Origin of the sequence: Streptomyces sp. ASQP_92 (assembly GCF_025399895.1) — a bacterium.
GTDB lineage: Bacteria > Actinomycetota > Actinomycetes > Streptomycetales > Streptomycetaceae > Streptomyces.
On record NZ_JAODUA010000004.1, the window covers coordinates 285,296 to 303,390 of the forward strand.

Sequence of the window (18,095 nt, forward strand, 5' to 3'; positions counted from 1 at the left end):
CGAATGATCAGCCTGGGCCATCCGATCACCACCGCGCATCTCGTACTGCGTCCCTTCGTCGAGGACGACCTCGACGCGCTGTACGACATCCAGCGCCGCGAGGACGTCAACCGCTACCTGTACTCCGCGCCGCGCACCCGTGAGGAGGTTCGGGAGAAGCTTCTCGAACGGATCACCTTCACCAAGCTGGAGGACGAGGGCGACACCCTGCTCCTCGCGGTCGTCCTGCGCGACTCCGGCGCCCTCATCGGCGACGTCAACCTGCACTGGACGAGCCGGACCCACCGCCAGGGCGAGATCGGCTACGTCCTGCACCCCGACCACCGGGGCCGGGGCTATGCCGCCGAGGCGACCAGGCCGCTCCTCCAACTGGGCTTCGAGAAACTCGACCTGCACCGGATCGTCGGCCGCCTCGACGGCCGCAACGCGGCCTCGGCACGCGTCCTGGAAAAGCTGGGCATGCGCCGCGAGGCACACCTGGTGGAGAACGAGTTCGTCAAGGGCGAATGGACCGACGAGATCATCTACGCGATCCTCGCCCGCGAATGGCACCCCGACAACTGACGTCCGTCGTACGGCACTTGGGCCGCCACCCCGCGACTGCGGCGTGGCGGCCCAAGTGGTGTGGGGCCTGTGGGGGCCTCCTCCTCCCGCCTCCTACCGCTGCGGCCACGCGACTGTGGTCTCGACGGGTCCGGAGTAGTCGATGCCCAGAACGCCCCAGCCGTACAGTTCACGGACCCGGGCGAGGAACCACGTAGCGCCCTCCGCCGAGCGGGCAAGACCCTTGCGCGGGTCGGACCACAGGTCTCGGACCTTGTCCTGTACGCGCGGGTCGAGTTCCCAGCCGTCGAGCCGGATGCGGCCCTCGTCGTCCGTGACGAGGGGTGTGGTGCCGGTGAGTTGGTCCCACAGGTCCTGGGCCTGTTGAGCGGTGGTGCGGAAGGCTTCACCGAGGACGGTACGCAGGAACGCGGTGTAGAGGGCGATCGAGGGGATGGCGCTGGATGCCTGGGTGACGGCGGCGCCGGCGACGACGGTGAAGGCGCGGCCTCTGCCGGCGAGGACGCCGGTATTCAGATCGCGGCCGGTGCGCTCAAGGTGTTCCTTCGCGGCACCGATCGTGCCTTCGCGATAGATCGGGGCGGTCAGTTCCGAGCCGATGTAGGTGAGGGCGGCCGTGGTGAAGCCGTCGGCCAGCAGATCGTGATCGGCGAGGGCCTGGACCCACAGGTGCCAGTCGCTGCCTCCCATGACCTGTTCGGTCGCCTGCTTCTCCTCCTCGGTCGCGGGTTCCAGGCGGATGCTGGTCACCTGGGGGACGTGGTCGGAGAAATCCAGCGCGGGTGCCTCGTACGGCCGACCGAGCGGCTTGATCACCGAGTGGTGGACGCTCCCGGTCGCCGGGTCGGTACGGCGTGGCGCGGCCAGGCTGTAGATGAGGTGGTCGACCTTCCCGAAGCGCTCCCGCATGAGGTCCAGCACCTCGGCCTTGCCCTTGTCGGAGAAGGCGTCGGTGTTGACGAACACGACATCGTGTCCCGCCTCTTCGGCCAGGCGGGCCGCGGCGGCGGTGCGGTACCAGCCGGCGCCTGCCGTACGCCGTTCGGTTTCGGGAGCCTCGTAGGCGACGCCAATGCCCCGGATGTTGTGCCGCCGGAGCCCGGTCAGGAGCGTGGCCAGACCGTAGCCCGCGCTGTGGCCCAGCAGGAGCACCACGGGGCCGGGGCCCGGGCCGGTGGGGCGCGCGGGGATCTCCTCCCACATGCGGGTGACCGTCGCGGCGGACCCGGTGGGATGGGAGTTGACGATCAGGAAACCGCGTTGCTTGGGGTCGATCTTCCGGAGGCTCACGCAGTGGGGTCCGTTCCGCTGTCGAGGTGGGTGGCGATGGTGCGGCGCACGAGGCCCGGAGGCGGCCCATCGGCTCGTGTGGGACGGCGGCGTGCCTGCGCTCTTCCCGGGGATGATCAGTCCGGCCTGGGCCGGGCCGCCGGTGCCGGGATCGCGCTTCGGGTGTGCGGTGTCCAGGAGCGTATCCGCCCACGTGGCAGCGGTGGTTGCGACGGCGCTACCGAGAATCCGCCCGGCGGTTGTCGGGTCCGGCATTGACGGGTGCCACTCATTCACCGGCCGGCCGCGCCGACCCGGCGGCAGGGTGCGAGGGCTCAAGAAGCCACGTGGGCAAGGAAATCGCAACTTCGACATGGCCCGGCGATGCGGCTACCTTCACGTGCGTTCGGCGGTCGCTCGGAGGCCCTTGCGGGCTGAGCCGCCCATGACGAGATGGGCCGCCCCACCCCGACCTCCATGCGAAAGCCACCGAACCGGCCCACACCAGGCAGCCCCGACCAGAAAGCGACGCATGCCCCGTCTTGCTCTGTACACATTCGGCGTCCTGAAGTCACCTCTCGCCGACCCCTCGCCCCTCACACGTGAGTTCCAGGACAGTGCCGAGCCCATCTACCAGGAGATCGGCCAACACCCCGGACACCTCGGCCGTGCCGTACCGCTGGAAGGCAGCAGGGGCTCACACTTCGAGTTGGACTGGGGTGCGTGGGGAGAGTTCGAGGTACCGACCTGGTACGACAAGGGCCGTACCGTGGATACCACCGCCCTGGCTGCATCCCTCTCGCTCTGGACCGGCTTGCGCCCCGCCTTCGACGCCGTCTACACCGGCCTGCACCGCGCGGCTCTGAACAGGCGTTACGACTGGTTCGAGAGGACGGCACACCCGAGTCACGTGTTCTGGTGGGTGTCCGACGCCGTGATACCCACCTGGCAGGACGGGGTTTCCAGGTTGGAGCACCTCCACGGCAACGGCTCCGCGCCGCGCGCCTTCACCTTCCACCAGCCGTTCTCCGAGGACGCAACTCCCCTCAGCATCAAGGGACTTGGGCCTGATAGCCAACCGGCTGGCTGACGGAGAACCCCGCCTCCCCCGTCGGCCCCAGCGGGGAGCCGGAGCGGGCAGACCTGCCGTTGCCTGAAAGGTCCGCACGCCCCGGCTCGTATCCGGGCACGGCCCCGCGGCCGTGAGATGTGACTACTTGGGCATCAGGACGGAGTCGATGATGTAGACCGTGGCGTTGGCCGTGGGCACATTGCCGCAGACGACATTGGCACTGTCATTGACCTTGTACGCGGTGCCCGAGCCGGACGTAGTGACCTTGCCCTTCTCCAGGGTGTCGAAGGAGCCGTTCTCCAGCTGCTGCGGGGCGAGCTTCTGCCCGACCACGTGGTACGTGAGGATCTTGGTCAGGGTGGCCTTGTCGTTGAGGACCTTGTCCAGATCGGCCTTCGGAATCTTCGCGAACGCGTCGTTGGTGGGAGCGAACACCGTGATGTTCTGGGCGTTGTTGAGGGTGTCGACCAGGCCCGCCTTCTTCACCGCGGTGACCAGGGTGGACAGCGCCGGGTTGTGGGACGCGGCGGTGGCGACCGGGTCCTTGGCCATCCCGTCGAAGCTGCCCGCACCGTCCTTCGGCACCGACGCACACGCCGCACCGAACGGCTTGTCCGTCATGGGCGCGTCGCCGCCGGCCGAAGGCTGCGCATTGGAGGGCGCGGCGGACTCGGACGACGAGGAGGCGTTGTCCTTCTTGCTGTCATCACCTCCACAGGCGCTCAATGCCAGGGGCAGGACGGCGGCGGCGGTGACGGCGATCGCGGTACGACGGAAACTCAGGGCATACATGGCTTCTCCTGTGAAGTGATGTGAGGCAGGCCCTCGGGGGCCTGGCCCGCACGGGTAGGGGACGGATCGTGGTGGTTGGCCTGGGATGGGACGGTGGGGCGCGGTCAGTCCACGGTGATCACCACCGAGTGCCAGCCGCTGGCGCCGTCCGGGATGGTGGGTGTGCGCTGTTCGGTCTGTACCTGGCCGGTGCGGTCGGTGGCCCGGACCGTCAAGGTGTGTCCGCCGGTTGTGGCCTTCCAGGGCAGGGACCACTGGCGCCAGGTGTCGGTGGTGTCCTCGGTCGCGAGGTCGGCCCGCATCCAGGGGCCGTCGTCGACCCGCACTTCGACGCGGTCGATCCCGCGGTGCTGGGCCCAGGCGACCCCGGCGATCATCACCGTGCCTGCCGTGGGGCGGGCGAACGGTTTGGGGGTGTCGATACGGGACTCGGTCTTGATCGGCGCCTTCTTCGCCCAGGACCGCTTGACCCAGTACGAGTCGTACGCGTCGAACGTGGTCAGCTCCAGGTCCTGGAGCCACTTGCATGCCGAGACGTATCCGTAGAGACCGGGTACGACCATGCGGACCGGGAATCCGTGCACGAACGGCAGGGGCTGGCCGTTCATGCCGAGGGCCAGCATCGCGTCGCGGCCGTCCATGATGTCCTCGACCGGGCTGCCGATGGTCATGCCGTCGACCGACCGTGCCACCAGTTGATCGGCCGGCCCTCCACGGGACGGCGGCCGTACCCCGGCCTCCTTGAGCAGCTCGGCCAACGGCACCCCGATCCAGCGGGCGTTGCCCGCATACGGGCCGCCGACCTCATTGGACACGCAGGTCAATGTGATGTCCCGCTCGATCAGTTGGCGCTTGAGCAAGTCCTGATAGGTGAACGTGAGGGGACGGCCGACACCCTTGCCGTGGATCTTCATCCGCCAGGAGGTGGCGTCGACTTTGGGGATCACCAGGGCGGTGTCGACGCGGTAGAAGTCGCCGTTGGGGGTGATGAACGGGCTGATACCCGGGATGTGCAGGGCCGCACCGGACGGGATCGGCCGGGCCGCGGAGGCGGGGCTCGGCAGCAGCACCCTGTTGCGGGAGGCCACCGCTCCTTCACCTCGGGAGCTGTTCAGTGACCTGCCGAGCAGACCCGCGCCGGCCGAGGCCGCCGCCGCCGCGCTCGCGGCGATGACAAACCCGCGCCGGTCCCAGCCCTCGGGCGCGGTGGGGGCCCGCACGGGCCCTGTGGAGGTCCGTCCATCGGGGTCGGAAGCGCCGTATGTTCCGGTCGGGCTGCCGGGGCGTGCGGTGAGCCGGCCGATCAGGACATACAGCAGCCCCGCCCCCGCCAGCGATCCCACCACCGACGGCAGAGCGTCCGCCGCGCTCGTCGAATCGGGACGGCCGGTCGCGGCCAGCGCTCCCACGACCCCGAAAAGGAGCACCCCGGCGGCACCAATGCGCCGAAAGCGCAGTGCCAGCACGCCGAGCACCAGGGCCAGCAGGGCCAGGACGGCGAGGATACCGAGCTGGAGGACGAGCTTGTCGTTGGTGCCGAAGTGACGGATCGCCCAGTCCTTCAGCGCGGGCGGCGTGCGGTCGATGGCCGCGCCGCCCACCGCGATCACCGGTCCGGACTCGGGCCGCACCGCGGCCGAGACCAGTTCCGCGACGGCCAGCGCGGCCAGGCCGGCGAGCAGTCCGGACAGGGCTGCGAGCGGAAGGCGAACGCCTTTGCTCAGAAGTTTCATCACGGCTCTTATTCGGAGCCGATGGGCGGGGGGATTGGCCGTTCATCCCAACGAGTTACGTCAGATGTACGGCTGACGGGGGGCGTTGGCCCTCTCGGTCGGCATAGGCGCAGGTGAATGGCCATTTGCCGACTGCCGTTCGCAGTCCGCAGTCCACCGTGCTCGTGCGCCGTCCGCCGTCCGCATCAGGCTGGGCCGCCCGCCCGCTGGAGTGGCCCCCGGCCCTGGAACCGGCCGCCTCACGATCGTGACCGGACGCACCGCGACCGGACGTACAAAGATTTTCCGCTCGCCCACCAATCCTCCCGCCGCGCGGTTTCGAATCACCGTCGTAACCACGAACTTCCGGGAGGATCGCCGGGTGAAAGAGACCGTGCACATCAGCGGAGCGCGGCAGGTCGGACCCGATCTGCCGGAGCTCCTGGCCAGGGCCGCGCGCGGCGACGAGCAGGCGTTCTCCTCGGTGTACGACGCGGTCATCCATCCCGTCTTCGGCCTGGTGCGCAGTGTGCTGCGCGACCCGGCGCAGTCGGAGGAAGTGGCGCAGGAGGTGCTGGTCGACGTGTGGCGTACGGCGGCCCGCTACGAGCCCGAGCGAGGAGGCGTCATGAACTGGGTGCTCACCCTCGCCCACCGCCGGGCCGTGGACCGGGTCCGCTCCGCCCAGGCGTCGGCCGAACGGGAGAACAAAGCGGCCCTGCTCGCCCGGACACCCGCCTTCGACGAGGTGAGCGAAGAAGTCGAGACGCGCCTGGAGCGTGAGTCCGTACGCCGCTGTCTGCGCACCCTGACGGAGCTGCAACGCGAGTCGGTCACCCTCGCCTACTACCGGGGCCTGACCTACCGCGAGGTGAGCGAACTGCTGTCCGTGCCGCTCGGCACCATCAAGACCCGGCTGCGCGACGGTCTCATCCGGCTGCGCGACTGCCTGGGGGTGACCGCGTGACCGCCGCCGACCTGCACACCCTGACCGGCGCCTACGCGCTGCACGCGCTCGACGACGAAGAACGCGAAGAGTTCGAGCGCCACCTCGCCGCCTGCGAATCCTGCACCCAGGAAGTCCGCGAACTCACCGCCACCGCAGGGCGTTTGGGCCTCGCCATGACGGCCACTCCCCCCGCCACCCTCAAGGCGGACGTCCTGCGCACGATCAGAACCGTCCGCCAGGACCCGCCTCCCACCAGACCTCTGGGCCGGACCACAGGGCGTGCCGGCCGCAGGCGTACCGCATACCGGTTCGCACTGGCCGCCTGCCTGGCGGCGGCCATCGGGTCCGGCGGTATCGCCGCGTGGCAGCATCAGCAGGCCGACACCGCGCGGGATCAGGCGCAGTCGGTCCGGCGTCAAGCGCAGCAACTCGCCGACGTCCTGGCGGCCCCCGATGCCAAGGCGAGCACCGGTCAGCTACAGGGCGATGCGAAGGGCACTCTCGTCGTCGCCCGCAGCCGCGACCAGGCCGTGTTCCTGGCCTCCGGGCTCTCCCTGCCCCCCGCCGGCAAGGTCTACCAACTCTGGTTCGCCGACGGGGGCGGGATGCGGTCCGCCGGGCTGATGGACCCCGACCGGACGACCGAGGCGGTCCTGCTGTCCGGCTCCGTCGGCCGGGCGTCCGGGATGGGCATCACCGTCGAGCCGACAGGCGGCTCGACCCAGCCCACCTCCACTCCCCTGGCGCTCATGGCGATCCCCGGGGCCTGAGGCACACCGTCGGCCGCGGCGGGCTGAGGAGAGAGACGGCGGTTGGCACCGGTGCGGCCGACGGCGCAAGCGCATGCGACGGGGATGAGGGGTGGCTTTTGGGACGACGCGGTACGCAATCGGCGTAGAGCGGCGGGCAACAGCCGGGGCCGGTGCGTTCACGGATTTCGGGGGTGCGATGATGAGCCGCTCCGATCGGGTCGCCGGCCCCATCGAGGCCTTCCGCGGGTCCGCGCCCGCGACGAACGGGTGCCCGGTCCGGGCACTTTTCGTGGAACGTTCCCTGGGAGGGACCCGTGGCATTCAAGCGCGCCGTCACCGTCACCGCCGCCACCGCGACAGCCGTGCTTCTGGCCTCCGGAAGCGCCTACGCCTGCACCATCGGTGACTTCACCGCGAAGGCGACGTGCGACACCAGCACGGGCAAGGCCCGGGCCGCCATCACCATCACGGACAAGGACCCTTCCGGCAAGCCCGCGGACATCAGCGTGCGCATACGGATGGCGGTGGGCACCGACGGTGAGACGGTCGGCACCGGGCACATCGCGCACCCCACCGCGGCGGGTGTCAGCACGACGATCCTGGTGCCCTGGATGCAGGGTTACCAGTGGAACGTGTATGTGACGGCGGGGGACCTCAAGGAAGAGCGGTTGACGAACCTGCCGGTCTCCCCCGACAGCCCCTGCGTGGCCACCTCCGCCTCCTCCTCCGCCTCCGCCCACCCCTCCGGCGCCCCGTCCCGCCCGGGCCCCGGCCACTCGGCATCGCCGTCCGCCGCGGCGACACCGGCCTCGGCGCCCGGAACGTCGACGTCCCCGCTCCCCTCGGCGTCGGCGTCCGCGCCGGCCGCGGGCACCGGGCTCGCCGAGACCGGCGGCGGTAGCAACACCGTCCTCATCGGCGGAGCGGCCGCCGTGGTGATCGCGGGCGGAGCAGGCGTGCTGTTCGCGGCGCGACGCCGCGGCGCAACGACACGCCGCTGACGGCACCGCGCGGCTGCTCCGGTGACCCCGCCCTCGGACCACCGGGGCGGGGCGCCACCTCCCCATCCGGGCGCCGAAAACACCGTCCACGCCGTCACACCGGGCCGCCATGCGCGACTGGCACCCTGAGGGCCTGCGCCTGGCCGAACAGCAGGACACGGCCGGCTGCCCTCCTCCGCAGTTCAGGGCGCGATCGGCCGGTACGTCAACGCCTCATCAACAATCCCCTCCGCGGACACCTCTTGTTGAGCGTCGGAGGGGTGGAAGACGAGGTCACTCACCCGGGGATGCGGCACGTTCGCCTCAAGGACTCGCAGGTAGTAGTCGATCTCCGGGTCAGCCGTCAGAAGTCGGCGAACGATCTCGACGAGCTCTTCCCGGGTGATGTCCGCGACCCGGGGCCGCGCCGGCCTGGCCGCCTCCCTCGCAAACTCCTCCAGGCTCCTGCTGCCGTCGTACCCCGCGAAGTCGAGAGCATCGTAATCGTGCCCAGTCATCGCCTTGAAGGCAGCAATCGCATCGCTTGCCGCGTCCGAGCCGGCTTCCAACAGGCCGGCGATCCGCCCCACCTCGGCGCTCAGCTCATCCAACCGCTGTCGGCTCACGGGCGGGGGCAACAACTCCGGTCTCAGGTCCATGGCTGGAATTATGTCCACCAGGGCCTGCACGACCGTCGCCGGAGAGATTGAGTGGCTTCAGTAACGGCCCCAACCGCCCCATTCCCAGGATCCGTTGGGGCAGATACACCCACCGTCCTGGATCTTTTGGAAGCGTCAGCGAAGGCGGTCGGGCGAGGGGAACCGAGTGATCTGCTGGTCGAGCCAGGTGTACGTCTCCAGATAGGACAGGTAGCCGGCCTGGGCGAAGACCAGCACCCCGCCGATGGGCCGACCCTCGGCATCGAGGATCTCGGCCTCGGCGACGACGGGACTGTCGGCGACGGGAGCGGCGGGGTCGATCATGGGTGAGACAACCTCAAGGCGCGATTGATGCGGCCGACCTGGCGGCCTGCTCGATCTTCGCGCGGTAGGCCGCGCGGGCTTCCTCGTCGACCTGCTTCGCGTGTTCGGCGCGCAGCCCGGTCCGGCCGTCGAGGCCCTCGCGCAGGATGTCGGCGTGACCGGCATGCCGCATGGACTCGCCGAGGACATGAACCATGACGGCGAACAGGTTCGTATGGAGATACGGCTCCGGCCACCACGGCACGTGGCCCGGGGCGTCAAGGGGAAGCTCGTTGATCGTCGCGTCCGAGTGTTTCCACGTGCGCCGACAGAACTCGATGATCTGATCGCGCGTCTCGTCCTCGCTCGCCCATAGATCGCTGCCGTCGTGGTCCTGCCACCGGGGCAGCGGTTCAGGGGAAGGGCGGTCGAAGACCTCGCCGAAGTATCTCGCCTCGACGCAGGCCACGTGTTTGACGAGTCCGAGGAGGTTGGTCCCACTCGACGTCAAAGGCCGGCGGGCGTCGTATTCCGACAAGCCATCGAGCTTCCACAGCAGCGCCTCGCGCTCCCGTCGCAGTCTCCCGTGCAAGTTGTCCTTCGCGAAGTCATCGATCATGCGGCATGAGCCTGCCATGGGCTGCTCGTGGCCTCAACATCCGTACGTGGTTCGCAATGACTGGCAGAGCCGAGGCCCCGCCGTATGGCGTTGAGTCGATGTCCCTCGGACAGGCACCTACCACCCGCGAGCGGCGCCGGGTCCTGCCGGCAAACCGCTCGGCCGGGAAACCCCGGCCGAGCGGCGCTGCGTGCGTCAGATCGGCGTGGATCAGCCCGGGTCGGTACCGCAGACGTAGTACGCCTTGCCGAGCCCCTTGACCGCACCGGTCAGCAGACCGACGGCGGCGCCCGCCGCCGCGCCTTCAGGGCCTGCGGCAGCGCCGACCGAAGCACCGGTCCCCGCGGCGCCCAGCAGTGCGGACAGGACCGCGCCCTCCCCCATGCTCTTACCGAGGATTTTCGCCATGCATTTGTTCCACTCTTCGGAGTTCCTCGGGTGCTCCTTTTCGGGAATCGGCCATATCGCGGGGCGCACCGCGCCCATCGGCCTCATCGAGGTGTATCCCGGGGTGGCGGCGTGTGTGAACCCGGCGTTCACGACGCCGGTGGACGCGATGCCGGTGGACGCGACACCCGTGGACGCGCCATTGAACGAAGCGGCCTTGGCGGCCGGGGCCGCAGCCGCCTTCACGGGGGTGTAGCTGACGGCGGGCATGGTCATCGAGCCGTCGATGGTGTCACCGGGCGCGTTGTCGATGGTCTGCGTGACGACGTTGCCGGACATGGTCAGACCGACCGAGTGGGTCGTCCCTTTGGTGTCCACGACGGTGCTCGGCCTGATGGTGCCGATGGTGTTTCCCGTGGCGGTGTCGGTGAGCTTCAGCTTGTTGGGGCCGTCCTGCGAAGCGGTGGTGCCGTCGGGGAGGTCCGGGGTGAACGAGGCCTTCGTGGCCATGGTCAGCGCCGGCGCGTCAGCGCTCGTCACGTTCGTGGTGCCGGGCTGGTTCGGGCTGGTGTGGGCCACGTACATCGTGGAGCCGGCCGCCGAATTGATGACGGGGACGGTCACGGTGGCGTCCGTCGTCCACGGCTGGTTGTCGGTGTCGAACGTCCACGTACCCGTGACCTTCTTGCCGACGGCCGCGAAGTCGACCCATCCGTAGTTCTTGGGGGGCACGGTCACGGCGATGCCGTTGATGGTCGACTCGTCGGACTGGTAGGTGGTGGTCGTCATGAGCTGGGTGGAAATCATGGCCTGGACCGGGACGGACACCCCGACCGCGGACGACAGGCCCACGCCGAACGACTGCTCCCAGCCGGAGTGGTAGATGGTGGTGAAGACCTGCGTCACCTTGTCGCCGGTGTCGTTGTACCAGACCGACGACGCGGGCTGACGGGGCAGCGCCTCGGGCTGGCCCTCCGACTTCTCCGTCCACGAGCACGTGGCGGTCTTCCGGGAACACAGGGAGCTGTAGTAGTCCAGGGCGAGCTGCCTGGCCTCGGCCGCCTTCGCGGCGGGGACCGTCCACTCCTGTCCGGCGGAGCCGTTGCAGGGGTTGGGCTGGGCGAGGATCCCCCACAGGTGGAGACCGCCCCGGTTGTCCATGCAGTATTCGGTGCCGGTCGACTCGTCACGGCGCACGATGCCGAACGTGTTGGGCTTGCCGTCGACGGGGCGGAAGTTCCACTGCTCGCCGTCCTTACCGCAGGATTGCTGCTGGGCGGGCTGGGTGGCGTAAATACATTTTCCGCTGGACGTGCTGGCGATGTTGAACGTGCCGGGGGCGCCGAGCTTGATCAGTCGGAAGCCCGTGTAGTTGGTGCCGTCCGGGGTGACGGAGATCTGGTTACCGTCGTTGTTGCCCGTAGCGTTGAGGGTGCCGTCACCATTGGTGAACGTGTAGGTGTCCGTCGCGGCCGCGGCCGGTGTCGCCGCGCTCGCCGGGATCGCGGCCAACAAGGGACCCGCGAGGGCCAGCGCGACGACAGGCGCTCTCAGAAGTCTTGCGGCTCTCGCCATTCGCTTGTACATGATTTCTTCCCCTGGTCTCGGACGGCGCTTGAGGGACGCTCACGCCGTCTGCACCCGAGGAATTGATTCGAGCCCGGCAGGGCTCGGCAGCAACCCCGAGCCACCGACCGAGCGCACTCGCTGGTATTCGGGAACACATCGGTGCAGCAGCATGTGACAGGTCCCGGTGGCACCGTGTCGAAGGCGTTGGCCAGACGTTAGGTCACGCCCGTGAAATCGCGGTGAAACGCGGTCCGAAGAGGGGCGACGTCCCGATTCCTTTGACGGGTTCTCAGTCCTCGACCAGACGCGCTGTTACGGTATTCCGGCCGCCAAGTCAGGCCATTTGGCGCTCACTTCAATTGACGGGGGTCCCACGTGAAGCTTCGCCATGTCCGGTCCATAGCCGTGTTCGCGGTGGTTCTCGTCGCTCTGACGGGGGGACGTCGTTCGGGGGGAGGTGGGTGCGGACACCACGGCGGTTCGGGGTCCGGTTCCAGCTCGTCGAGCGACGACGTCGGGACGTCCGGCGCCGGTGACAGCAGCGGCGGAAGCGTCAACGGCGGTACTGACAGCGGGAGTTCGACTCCAGTGCCGTCCCCGACCCGCAGCAGCACCACGTATGGCGAGTACGACGTCACGATCGACAGCTGCGAACTGAAGCGCAAGACCGACGTCACCGGCGAGGTCACGTATACGTACCGCGTCACCAACGGCAATACGGAGCGGTCGGCGAGCTACACCGTGAGGCTGGCCTACCTGCGCAGTTCGGACCGCCAGGTGCTGAACGCTCCTACGCTCACCGTCAAGAACCTCGCCCCAGGACAGACCGCGGTGAACACGGTCACCGACGTGGCCACCACCCCTGACACCGACATGCGCACCCTGGCGGGAGAGTGCATCGTCAGCCGGGTCGAGAAGACGAATCTCTGAGCACGGCACCTCGCCGCCGGCTCCGACAGGCGGCCGCGAGCCCGTCTCTCCGCCGATCCCGCCACCTCGAAAACGTGCACAACACCGCGGGCCCCGGCGGCCGTTGAGATGGCGTCGCCGGGGCCCGCGTGTACGTGTGTCAGACGGCGGAGAGCGGGAGCGCCGTACCCGGGTACGGGCCGTACGACTCGTCCGTCGAGCTCTCGTTGGCGCACATGAGCAGCAGGATGACCATGCCGAAGAACGGGATGAGGTTGACCAGGACCACCCAGCCGGACCGGCCGGTGTCGTGGAGACGGCGGACGGTCACGGCGAGGTTCGGCAGGATCGTCGCGACCGTGTAGATGACCACGGGCGCCATGCCCAGTCCCAGCTCCGGCCCGCCGAAGTAGAGCGCGACGCTGATGATCGAGTCGATCAGCACGAACATCCAGAACTCCGCGCGCGTGGCACGGCCTCGGAACGTCGCATACTTTTTCAGCACGTCAATGTAGTAATGCATGATTGATCCCCCCACGGGACAGCTTGCTGAACCTGCCTCAAGCGGACAAGCCAAGGGGAGGAACGTAAGGCACGGATAAAGGACTGGTCAAACCGCTATTCGTTCGGCGCCCAGACCCGCCCCACCCCCCGGAAACTCTCCAGGACCTCCAGGAGCCGACGCGCGCCCGTCCTGTTCGCGGGGAGTGCGTCGGCGGCGCTCTGCGCGGCGGGGCCGTCCGTGAGGCGTCCGAGCAATTCGCCCACCGGGACACCCGGTCCGCTCAAGAGGTCCAGCATGCGGGTCACGCACCGCGCGTCCAGCGCGGTGGTCACCGCGTGACCGTTGGTCGCGCATACCCGCGCGTCCTCGGTCTCGCCCCACAGCACCGGTGTGACCGCGCGCACGAGCGTCTCGTCACGCAAAGTGCGTGGCTCCTCGGGCGGGGGCGTCGGACGCAGGCCGCCCGCCGTCCAGGTCCGCAACGACTGCACGACGGCCCGGTCCCGCATACGCGCCGTCTCGGTGTACGTGCCGAACGCGCTGAGCGCCTGATCGAGGGCGGCGGGCAGGCCGGGCGTCGCCGCGTCGGGGACGGACAGCGAGGCCGGAACGGCGGGCAGCCGTGCGAGCGCGGCGTCCGGGTCCATCAGGGATCGGGCGTCGTGCTCCACGAGCAGGTCGTCGAGGTCGTACACCGCGCGATGGTTCTCCCGGGGCACCCCCACGTTGACACTGGTCGCCATCGACTTCCCCACGCTTTCACCCACGTGGTAGTGACTGGCCGGCCAGTACAGCAGGTCCCCGGGCTCCACCTCCGCGGAGAAGGAGTCCTGGAGGTAGGGCTCGTAGTCGAGGACCGTGGTCGCCGCGTGGGTCCATGGCCGCCGCGTCCAGAAACGCATCCGTTTGCGGCCCTGGACCGCGAAGAGAAAGGTGGCGAAGCGGTCCTTGTGCACACCGACCGGCGTGTGCTCATACGTACCGTGGAAGAGCGTGGTGATCGCTCCCGTGGTCGGCAGGCCCACGTGTTCCCACAGCCCCGCGAAGAACGAGCGCTCGCGTTCCCACTGCGCGGCGTGGAAGGTGTGGAAGGCGTGCACCATCAGGGCGTAACCGTCCGAGCGCACCTGTGCGTCCGTGGTCGCCAGGCGCCTGCCGTAGCCCGTGAACGTACGGTCCGAGGCCCGAGGCAGCCAGCTTTCGGGAGCCGTCTGCTGGAAGCGTCCGACCGCGAACTGGGCGTGCGGCGGGATGAGATGGGGATCGGGGGCCTCGGTCGCGCGCAGCGCCGCCTGGAACACCTCGTTCTCGTCGAAGGGCGTCGGCTGCACGGACTTGTACAGCACCGCCTGCCGGTCCCAATGACGCGAGATGAATTCAGCCCAGGTGAACCGCTCTTCGACGATGACCTGGTGTCCCTTGTGCCGCGCGCTCCCCGTCACAGCCCTGCCTCCTCGTCCAGCAGCTCGATCGCTCGCAACCCGGCCAGCTTGGCGACGAGGGAGAGGACGGCCGTGTTGTTCTCGTCGGCACCGACCGTTCGACAGAGCTGAGCCACCGTCAGATCACGACCCGGGACGAGTTGTTCGGCGATCCGGGCTCCCGCCGAGCCGCCTACGGGAAAGGCATGCCCCTCGGCGGCCCAGATCCAGCGATGTGGCCCGTCGGGTATCCGGATGATCTCGCGCACCACCTTGATGCGGCACCCGGGGGCCGGGGGTGCGGTCGGGCGGGGTGGGGGCGCGGGGTCGACCCCGGCCGACGAGCGCAGGGCGGCCCACCGCACCCGGAGCGCCCGCGCCAGGTGCTCGTCCTTCATCGCCGCCCCGGCGGCCTCGCCGACGTCGGCGAGTGCCTGCGCGACGGGGGCCATGCCGTCGGATGCCGTGGGGGCGGGGAAGGGCAGCAGGGGTACGGATCCGTCGTGGCCGAGGCGGTCGTGTACGGCGTCCGCGAGCAGCGTCCTGACCGCGGCCATGGCCAGGCGCGGCGCCCGGGGCACATGGACCCGCAGTGTCACACACCGCTCCGCATGACGTTCCCGGCTGCGGTAGCCGTCCGGCCAGTACAGCAACTCGCCGGCACAGGCGGCGAGTTCCACGGGTTGGCCGCCCGTGCCCGGCCACAGGGTCGCCTCCAGGGTCCCTTCGAGGACCCAGATCAGCACCGCGTGCTCGGAAGGTGCGCTCATGCCCCGGTCCCAGGTGAACCGTCGCGCCTCGGTCAGCTCGGCTTCCACGGGCAGGCACGGATGGCCGACCGTGCGCCACAGTCCGGTCAGCGCGTCCCGCACCGCCGCCCACAGGGCGTAATCGAGATGGAGCGGCCGGTGCACGCTCAGCAACAACCCCGGAAAGCCCAACTCCCTTTCCGCGCGGGCGAGATACCGCTCCGGATCGGCGTCGTTCGCACCGGGGAGCAGCCGCCCCGGCGCGCCCAGCCATCCGCGCGAGGTGTGGAGACGCACCTTCGGCAGCGCGCCGTAGACGGTGCCCACGCGGAACGGCTCGGCGGCTTTCACCACCAGCTCATGGACCCGCTCGGCCGACGCGGGCGCCGGGACGGTGAACCGGCCGGGCCGGCGTCCCCAGCGGTCTCTCGCGAACTCGTCCCATTTAACGTGCTGTTGACTCTTGTCGCTCATCGCGCGGGGCCCCCGGCCGCGGGCGCGAAATGCTCGCGCAATCGCTGGGCGTATGCGTTCAGCGGGCCGAGCCCGACCCCGGCCCGGCGTTGGTCGACGCGGGGGGCGTCCTCGATCGGGCAGGGCACGAGCTCCCCCGCCACGCTGCGGAATTTCGTCCCGTACACCTGCTCCCGCCCTTCCGCCCAGCGCAGTGCGTCGGTCAGGTACGCCACCTCGCGCCACGGCACATCGCCCTCCGCCGCGGCCCGCTCGACCAGACGCAGACAGCGCCGCTGGAAGTCGGTCCGGTCCACCAGGTGCTGTACCAGCCGGCTCGCCACGGCCGCGGCCTCGGCGCCCACGAGTCGCCGCCCCGGCCATCCGTGTTCCGCGATCACTCCGTCGAGCCAGTCGGCGCCGGTGTCGGTCAACTTCCGTAGTTTGCGCTCCAGTTCCGTGTCCGTGAAGCCGCCCGCCGCCCAGGGTTCGCGCAGGGCGGCGTCCAGTCGGGCGAGGCGTTGCAGGCGTTCCCGTATGCCGTCGGACGGACGCGGCACCTGTGTGTCCCCCGCGGGCATGTCGGTCGGCTCGTCCCTCTCCTCGATGCGCAGCCGGAGTGTGGTCCTGTCCCATGAGTAGGTGATCCGGCGTTTCGTCTCGGTCCAGTCGAAGGACACCTCGCCGTCGTGCGGACCCCGCAGGGTGATCCGGACGCCGTCGTCCTGGAGTGAGACGTAGGGCCCGTCCAGGTCGGCGAGGACATGGGTGACGGCGTCGCGCAGCGCGATTCCGAGGCCCGCGAGGTCGAGCCTGCGGCCCTCGCGTACGGCGGGTGCGGGCGGCCCGGCGCGGCCGTCGTCGGGCTCCGGCAACCGCGCCTCGACGGCGCGGCCACTCAGGGGGTCCAGTGCCCGCAACGGTCCGCCGTCGGCACTCCGGAAGAAGTACGGCACGTCGCCCCGCGCCAGTTGGGACCGTTCATCGCGGGCGAAGGCGGCGGTTGCCTCGTCCGGGCCGGCCCCGAGGAAGTCGGCATACTCCCGGGTGGGCCGTGCGAGGACGCGTACGACATGGCCGGGGGCGCGCTTCGCGAGGAACTCCGCGATGTGCTCACGGTTGCGGCACATCAGGGTCCAGGCGTCGAACATGCCCCGCAGCATCCTGCCCAGGTACGGCCCGTACCCGACGCGTCCCCGCGTGTCCGCCACCACCGACGGGGTCCAGGTGCGCGCGAGGGGCCGCGTCCTGGGGGCCAGCCGCAGCACCCCGTCGCCACCCTGGGTCCAGCACGTCGGCGGGCCGTCCAGGTCGCACCAGCGGGGCACGTTCTCCAGGCCCACATGATGGTGTCCGACGCCGAGCGGGCCCTGGACGAGTCCGGTGCCGGACAGCCGGTCCAGGTCGGTGAAGTACACCTCCAGGTCCACCGGGTACAGCAGGGGGCCGTCGTCCCCCGGGCGGCTCCCGGCCGGAAGGTTGGGCCCCATGAGATCGGCGATCCCGAACGCGAAGGCGGAAGCGGCCAGCGCGCCCGCCCGGCGCCAGAAGGCTGCGGCTCGTATCGGGTCCAATACCGGTCCGCGCAGGGCGAGTTCGCCTTCGGCGCGCAGGTCGCCGGTCGATGCGGGCGGCTCGATCCATTCGTGCCAGGAGTAGGCGTCGGCGCCCCGGCCCATCCGGCACCGCAGTACCGGGAGGCGTACCGGCCCGGACGCCGGGGGCAGTGCGTTGAGCAGTGCGAACACGGAATCGGGCGGGGCTCCTTCGGCGCTCTCGGCGAGGAAGAGCACCTCGCCGGAGGCCGGCCGCGGCTTGTAGGCGAGCCTCCCGCCCCCGGCGAACTCGACCCGCAGCACCCGCCCGCCGCCGTTGTGTGTCTCGTCGCCCTGCGCCCGCACTCCGGTCACCAGGCCGTCGAGCCCCGGCACATCGGGCAGGCCGGAGGTTCGATCGTGAGCGAGGCGGGTCAGAAAGAGGTCGAGGCACTGCTCGAACTGGGCGACGCGCGATGCCGTGAAGTCGGCGGCCCTCCGGGCGGTGCGGGTCACGCACGCCTCGAAGAGTTCCGTGGTCAAAGGGCCGAACAGCTCGGCGTTGGTGACGTCGAGGACCCCGGGGGCGACCCTGCCGCTCTGCTGGGGCGCCGTCCGCCGACACCAGGTGTCGAGCCGTTCGAGCGCCGTGGTCAGAGGTGTGAAGCGGTCGTCGGTCAGGGCGTTCGCGAGGGCCTCGGCCTCCGCGCGGCCGCCGAGGTGGCGCACGATGCGGACGGTTCCGTCCGGGCCGTCCGCCACGACGGGCGGGAACATTCCTTTGGCGCCCCCCGCAGCGATGGACTCCAGCAACGTCCGTACAGCGGAAGGGTGTTGACGATACCGCGTTGTCGTCGGCACCTCTCCGGCGCTCAGCTCACACAAGGATTCCGGCA

Annotated in this window: 17 protein-coding genes; 6 read left to right on the forward strand and 11 right to left on the reverse strand. The window is 69.8% G+C overall.

Annotation, left to right across the window (positions count from 1 at the left end):
* Positions 1-3 precede the first annotated feature (3 nt).
* Complete coding sequence (locus tag N4G70_RS13270; protein ID WP_261712793.1) at positions 4-564, forward strand: GNAT family N-acetyltransferase; 561 nt, start codon at positions 4-6, stop codon at positions 562-564.
* 93 nt (positions 565-657) lie between these two features.
* Here N4G70_RS13270 and N4G70_RS13275 read toward each other — a convergent pair whose 3' ends face one another.
* Entirely contained in the window at positions 658-1,854 is a 1,197-nt protein-coding gene (locus N4G70_RS13275) for an enoyl-[acyl-carrier-protein] reductase FabV (protein ID WP_261712794.1), read from the reverse strand.
* Positions 1,855-2,365: 511 nt separating this feature from the next.
* On the opposite strand from N4G70_RS13275, the gene N4G70_RS13280 reads away from it, so the two are divergent.
* Positions 2,366-2,923, forward strand: coding sequence for a DUF3291 domain-containing protein (locus tag N4G70_RS13280; protein WP_261712795.1), 558 nt, complete (start codon positions 2,366-2,368; stop codon positions 2,921-2,923).
* Positions 2,924-3,046: 123 nt separating this feature from the next.
* On the opposite strand, the gene N4G70_RS13285 is transcribed toward N4G70_RS13280, so the two are convergent.
* Both N4G70_RS13285 and N4G70_RS13290 read right to left on the reverse strand, forming a co-directional pair.
* The gene (locus N4G70_RS13285) at positions 3,047-3,697 is read right to left on the reverse strand and encodes a fasciclin domain-containing protein (protein WP_261712796.1); all 651 of its coding nucleotides are present in this window, start codon (positions 3,695-3,697) and stop codon (positions 3,047-3,049) included.
* A gap of 104 nt (positions 3,698-3,801) precedes the next feature.
* Positions 3,802-5,430, reverse strand: coding sequence for a molybdopterin-dependent oxidoreductase (locus tag N4G70_RS13290; RefSeq protein WP_261712797.1), 1,629 nt, complete (start codon positions 5,428-5,430; stop codon positions 3,802-3,804).
* Positions 5,431-5,791: 361 nt separating this feature from the next.
* Here N4G70_RS13290 and N4G70_RS13295 point away from each other — a divergent pair, with 361 nt between their 5' ends.
* From N4G70_RS13295 to N4G70_RS37010, 3 genes are all read left to right on the forward strand, one after another.
* The gene (locus N4G70_RS13295) at positions 5,792-6,376 is read left to right on the forward strand and encodes a sigma-70 family RNA polymerase sigma factor (RefSeq protein WP_261712798.1); all 585 of its coding nucleotides are present in this window, start codon (positions 5,792-5,794) and stop codon (positions 6,374-6,376) included.
* Positions 6,373-7,128 carry an anti-sigma factor gene (locus tag N4G70_RS13300; RefSeq protein ID WP_261712799.1) on the forward strand — a complete coding sequence of 252 codons (756 nt, stop codon included), beginning with the start codon at positions 6,373-6,375 and terminating at the stop codon, positions 7,126-7,128. Before N4G70_RS13295 ends, N4G70_RS13300 begins: the two co-directional genes overlap by 4 nt.
* A 296-nt stretch (positions 7,129-7,424) precedes the next feature.
* Positions 7,425-8,111: an LAETG motif-containing sortase-dependent surface protein gene (locus tag N4G70_RS37010; RefSeq protein WP_315904249.1), complete on the forward strand. Its 687-nt coding sequence runs from the start codon at positions 7,425-7,427 to the stop codon at positions 8,109-8,111.
* Positions 8,112-8,293: 182 nt separating this feature from the next.
* On the opposite strand, the gene N4G70_RS13310 is transcribed toward N4G70_RS37010, so the two are convergent.
* The 4 genes from N4G70_RS13310 to N4G70_RS13325 form a co-directional block, all read right to left on the reverse strand.
* Positions 8,294-8,749 (reverse strand): bacteriocin immunity protein, encoded by a 456-nt coding sequence (locus N4G70_RS13310; RefSeq protein ID WP_261712800.1) that lies wholly within the window; start codon positions 8,747-8,749, stop codon positions 8,294-8,296.
* A 135-nt stretch (positions 8,750-8,884) separates the two neighbouring features.
* Positions 8,885-9,073 carry a hypothetical protein gene (locus N4G70_RS13315; RefSeq protein WP_261712801.1) on the reverse strand — a complete coding sequence of 63 codons (189 nt, stop codon included), beginning with the start codon at positions 9,071-9,073 and terminating at the stop codon, positions 8,885-8,887.
* 13 nt (positions 9,074-9,086) lie between these two features.
* Positions 9,087-9,671, reverse strand: a complete 585-nt coding sequence (locus N4G70_RS13320) for a DinB family protein (RefSeq protein WP_261712802.1) — start codon at positions 9,669-9,671, stop codon at positions 9,087-9,089.
* Positions 9,672-9,881: 210 nt separating this feature from the next.
* Positions 9,882-11,633 (reverse strand): RICIN domain-containing protein, encoded by a 1,752-nt coding sequence (locus N4G70_RS13325; RefSeq protein WP_261712803.1) that lies wholly within the window; start codon positions 11,631-11,633, stop codon positions 9,882-9,884.
* A gap of 582 nt (positions 11,634-12,215) precedes the next feature.
* On the opposite strand from N4G70_RS13325, the gene N4G70_RS13330 reads away from it, so the two are divergent.
* Positions 12,216-12,557: a hypothetical protein gene (locus N4G70_RS13330; protein WP_261712804.1), complete on the forward strand. Its 342-nt coding sequence runs from the start codon at positions 12,216-12,218 to the stop codon at positions 12,555-12,557.
* Between the two features lie 139 nt (positions 12,558-12,696).
* Here the strand turns inward: N4G70_RS13330 and N4G70_RS13335 are convergent, their stop codons facing one another.
* The 4 genes from N4G70_RS13335 to N4G70_RS13350 form a co-directional block, all read right to left on the reverse strand.
* The gene (locus tag N4G70_RS13335; RefSeq protein ID WP_261712805.1) at positions 12,697-13,059 is read right to left on the reverse strand and encodes a DUF805 domain-containing protein; all 363 of its coding nucleotides are present in this window, start codon (positions 13,057-13,059) and stop codon (positions 12,697-12,699) included.
* Between the two features lie 95 nt (positions 13,060-13,154).
* Positions 13,155-14,483 (reverse strand): cupin domain-containing protein, encoded by a 1,329-nt coding sequence (locus N4G70_RS13340; protein ID WP_261712806.1) that lies wholly within the window; start codon positions 14,481-14,483, stop codon positions 13,155-13,157.
* The gene (locus N4G70_RS13345) at positions 14,480-15,685 is read right to left on the reverse strand and encodes a hypothetical protein (protein WP_261712807.1); all 1,206 of its coding nucleotides are present in this window, start codon (positions 15,683-15,685) and stop codon (positions 14,480-14,482) included. Before N4G70_RS13345 ends, N4G70_RS13340 begins: the two co-directional genes overlap by 4 nt.
* Positions 15,682-17,976 (reverse strand): type 2 lanthipeptide synthetase LanM, encoded by a 2,295-nt coding sequence (locus N4G70_RS13350; protein WP_261712808.1) that lies wholly within the window; start codon positions 17,974-17,976, stop codon positions 15,682-15,684. The genes N4G70_RS13345 and N4G70_RS13350 overlap by 4 nt, the downstream gene beginning before the upstream one ends.
* Positions 17,977-18,095: the final 119 nt, after the last annotated feature.

Bases quoted from the DNA above. Each gene is read 5' to 3' on its own strand.
- N4G70_RS13270 (WP_261712793.1), top strand. From the start codon at position 4: ATGATCAGCCTGGGCCATCCGATCACCACCGCGCATCTCGTACTGCGT.
- N4G70_RS13280 (WP_261712795.1), top strand. From the start codon at position 2,366: ATGCCCCGTCTTGCTCTGTACACATTCGGCGTCCTGAAGTCACCTCTC.
- N4G70_RS13285 (WP_261712796.1), bottom strand. From the start codon at position 3,697: ATGTATGCCCTGAGTTTCCGTCGTACCGCGATCGCCGTCACCGCCGCC.
- N4G70_RS13290 (WP_261712797.1), bottom strand. From the start codon at position 5,430: ATGAAACTTCTGAGCAAAGGCGTTCGCCTTCCGCTCGCAGCCCTGTCC.
- N4G70_RS13310 (WP_261712800.1), bottom strand. From the start codon at position 8,749: ATGGACCTGAGACCGGAGTTGTTGCCCCCGCCCGTGAGCCGACAGCGG.
- N4G70_RS13315 (WP_261712801.1), bottom strand. From the start codon at position 9,073: ATGATCGACCCCGCCGCTCCCGTCGCCGACAGTCCCGTCGTCGCCGAG.
- N4G70_RS13320 (WP_261712802.1), bottom strand. From the start codon at position 9,671: ATGATCGATGACTTCGCGAAGGACAACTTGCACGGGAGACTGCGACGG.
- N4G70_RS13325 (WP_261712803.1), bottom strand. From the start codon at position 11,633: ATGGCGAGAGCCGCAAGACTTCTGAGAGCGCCTGTCGTCGCGCTGGCC.
- N4G70_RS13335 (WP_261712805.1), bottom strand. From the start codon at position 13,059: ATGCATTACTACATTGACGTGCTGAAAAAGTATGCGACGTTCCGAGGC.
- N4G70_RS13345 (WP_261712807.1), bottom strand. From the start codon at position 15,685: ATGAGCGACAAGAGTCAACAGCACGTTAAATGGGACGAGTTCGCGAGA.
- N4G70_RS13350 (WP_261712808.1), bottom strand. From the start codon at position 17,976: ATGTTCCCGCCCGTCGTGGCGGACGGCCCGGACGGAACCGTCCGCATC.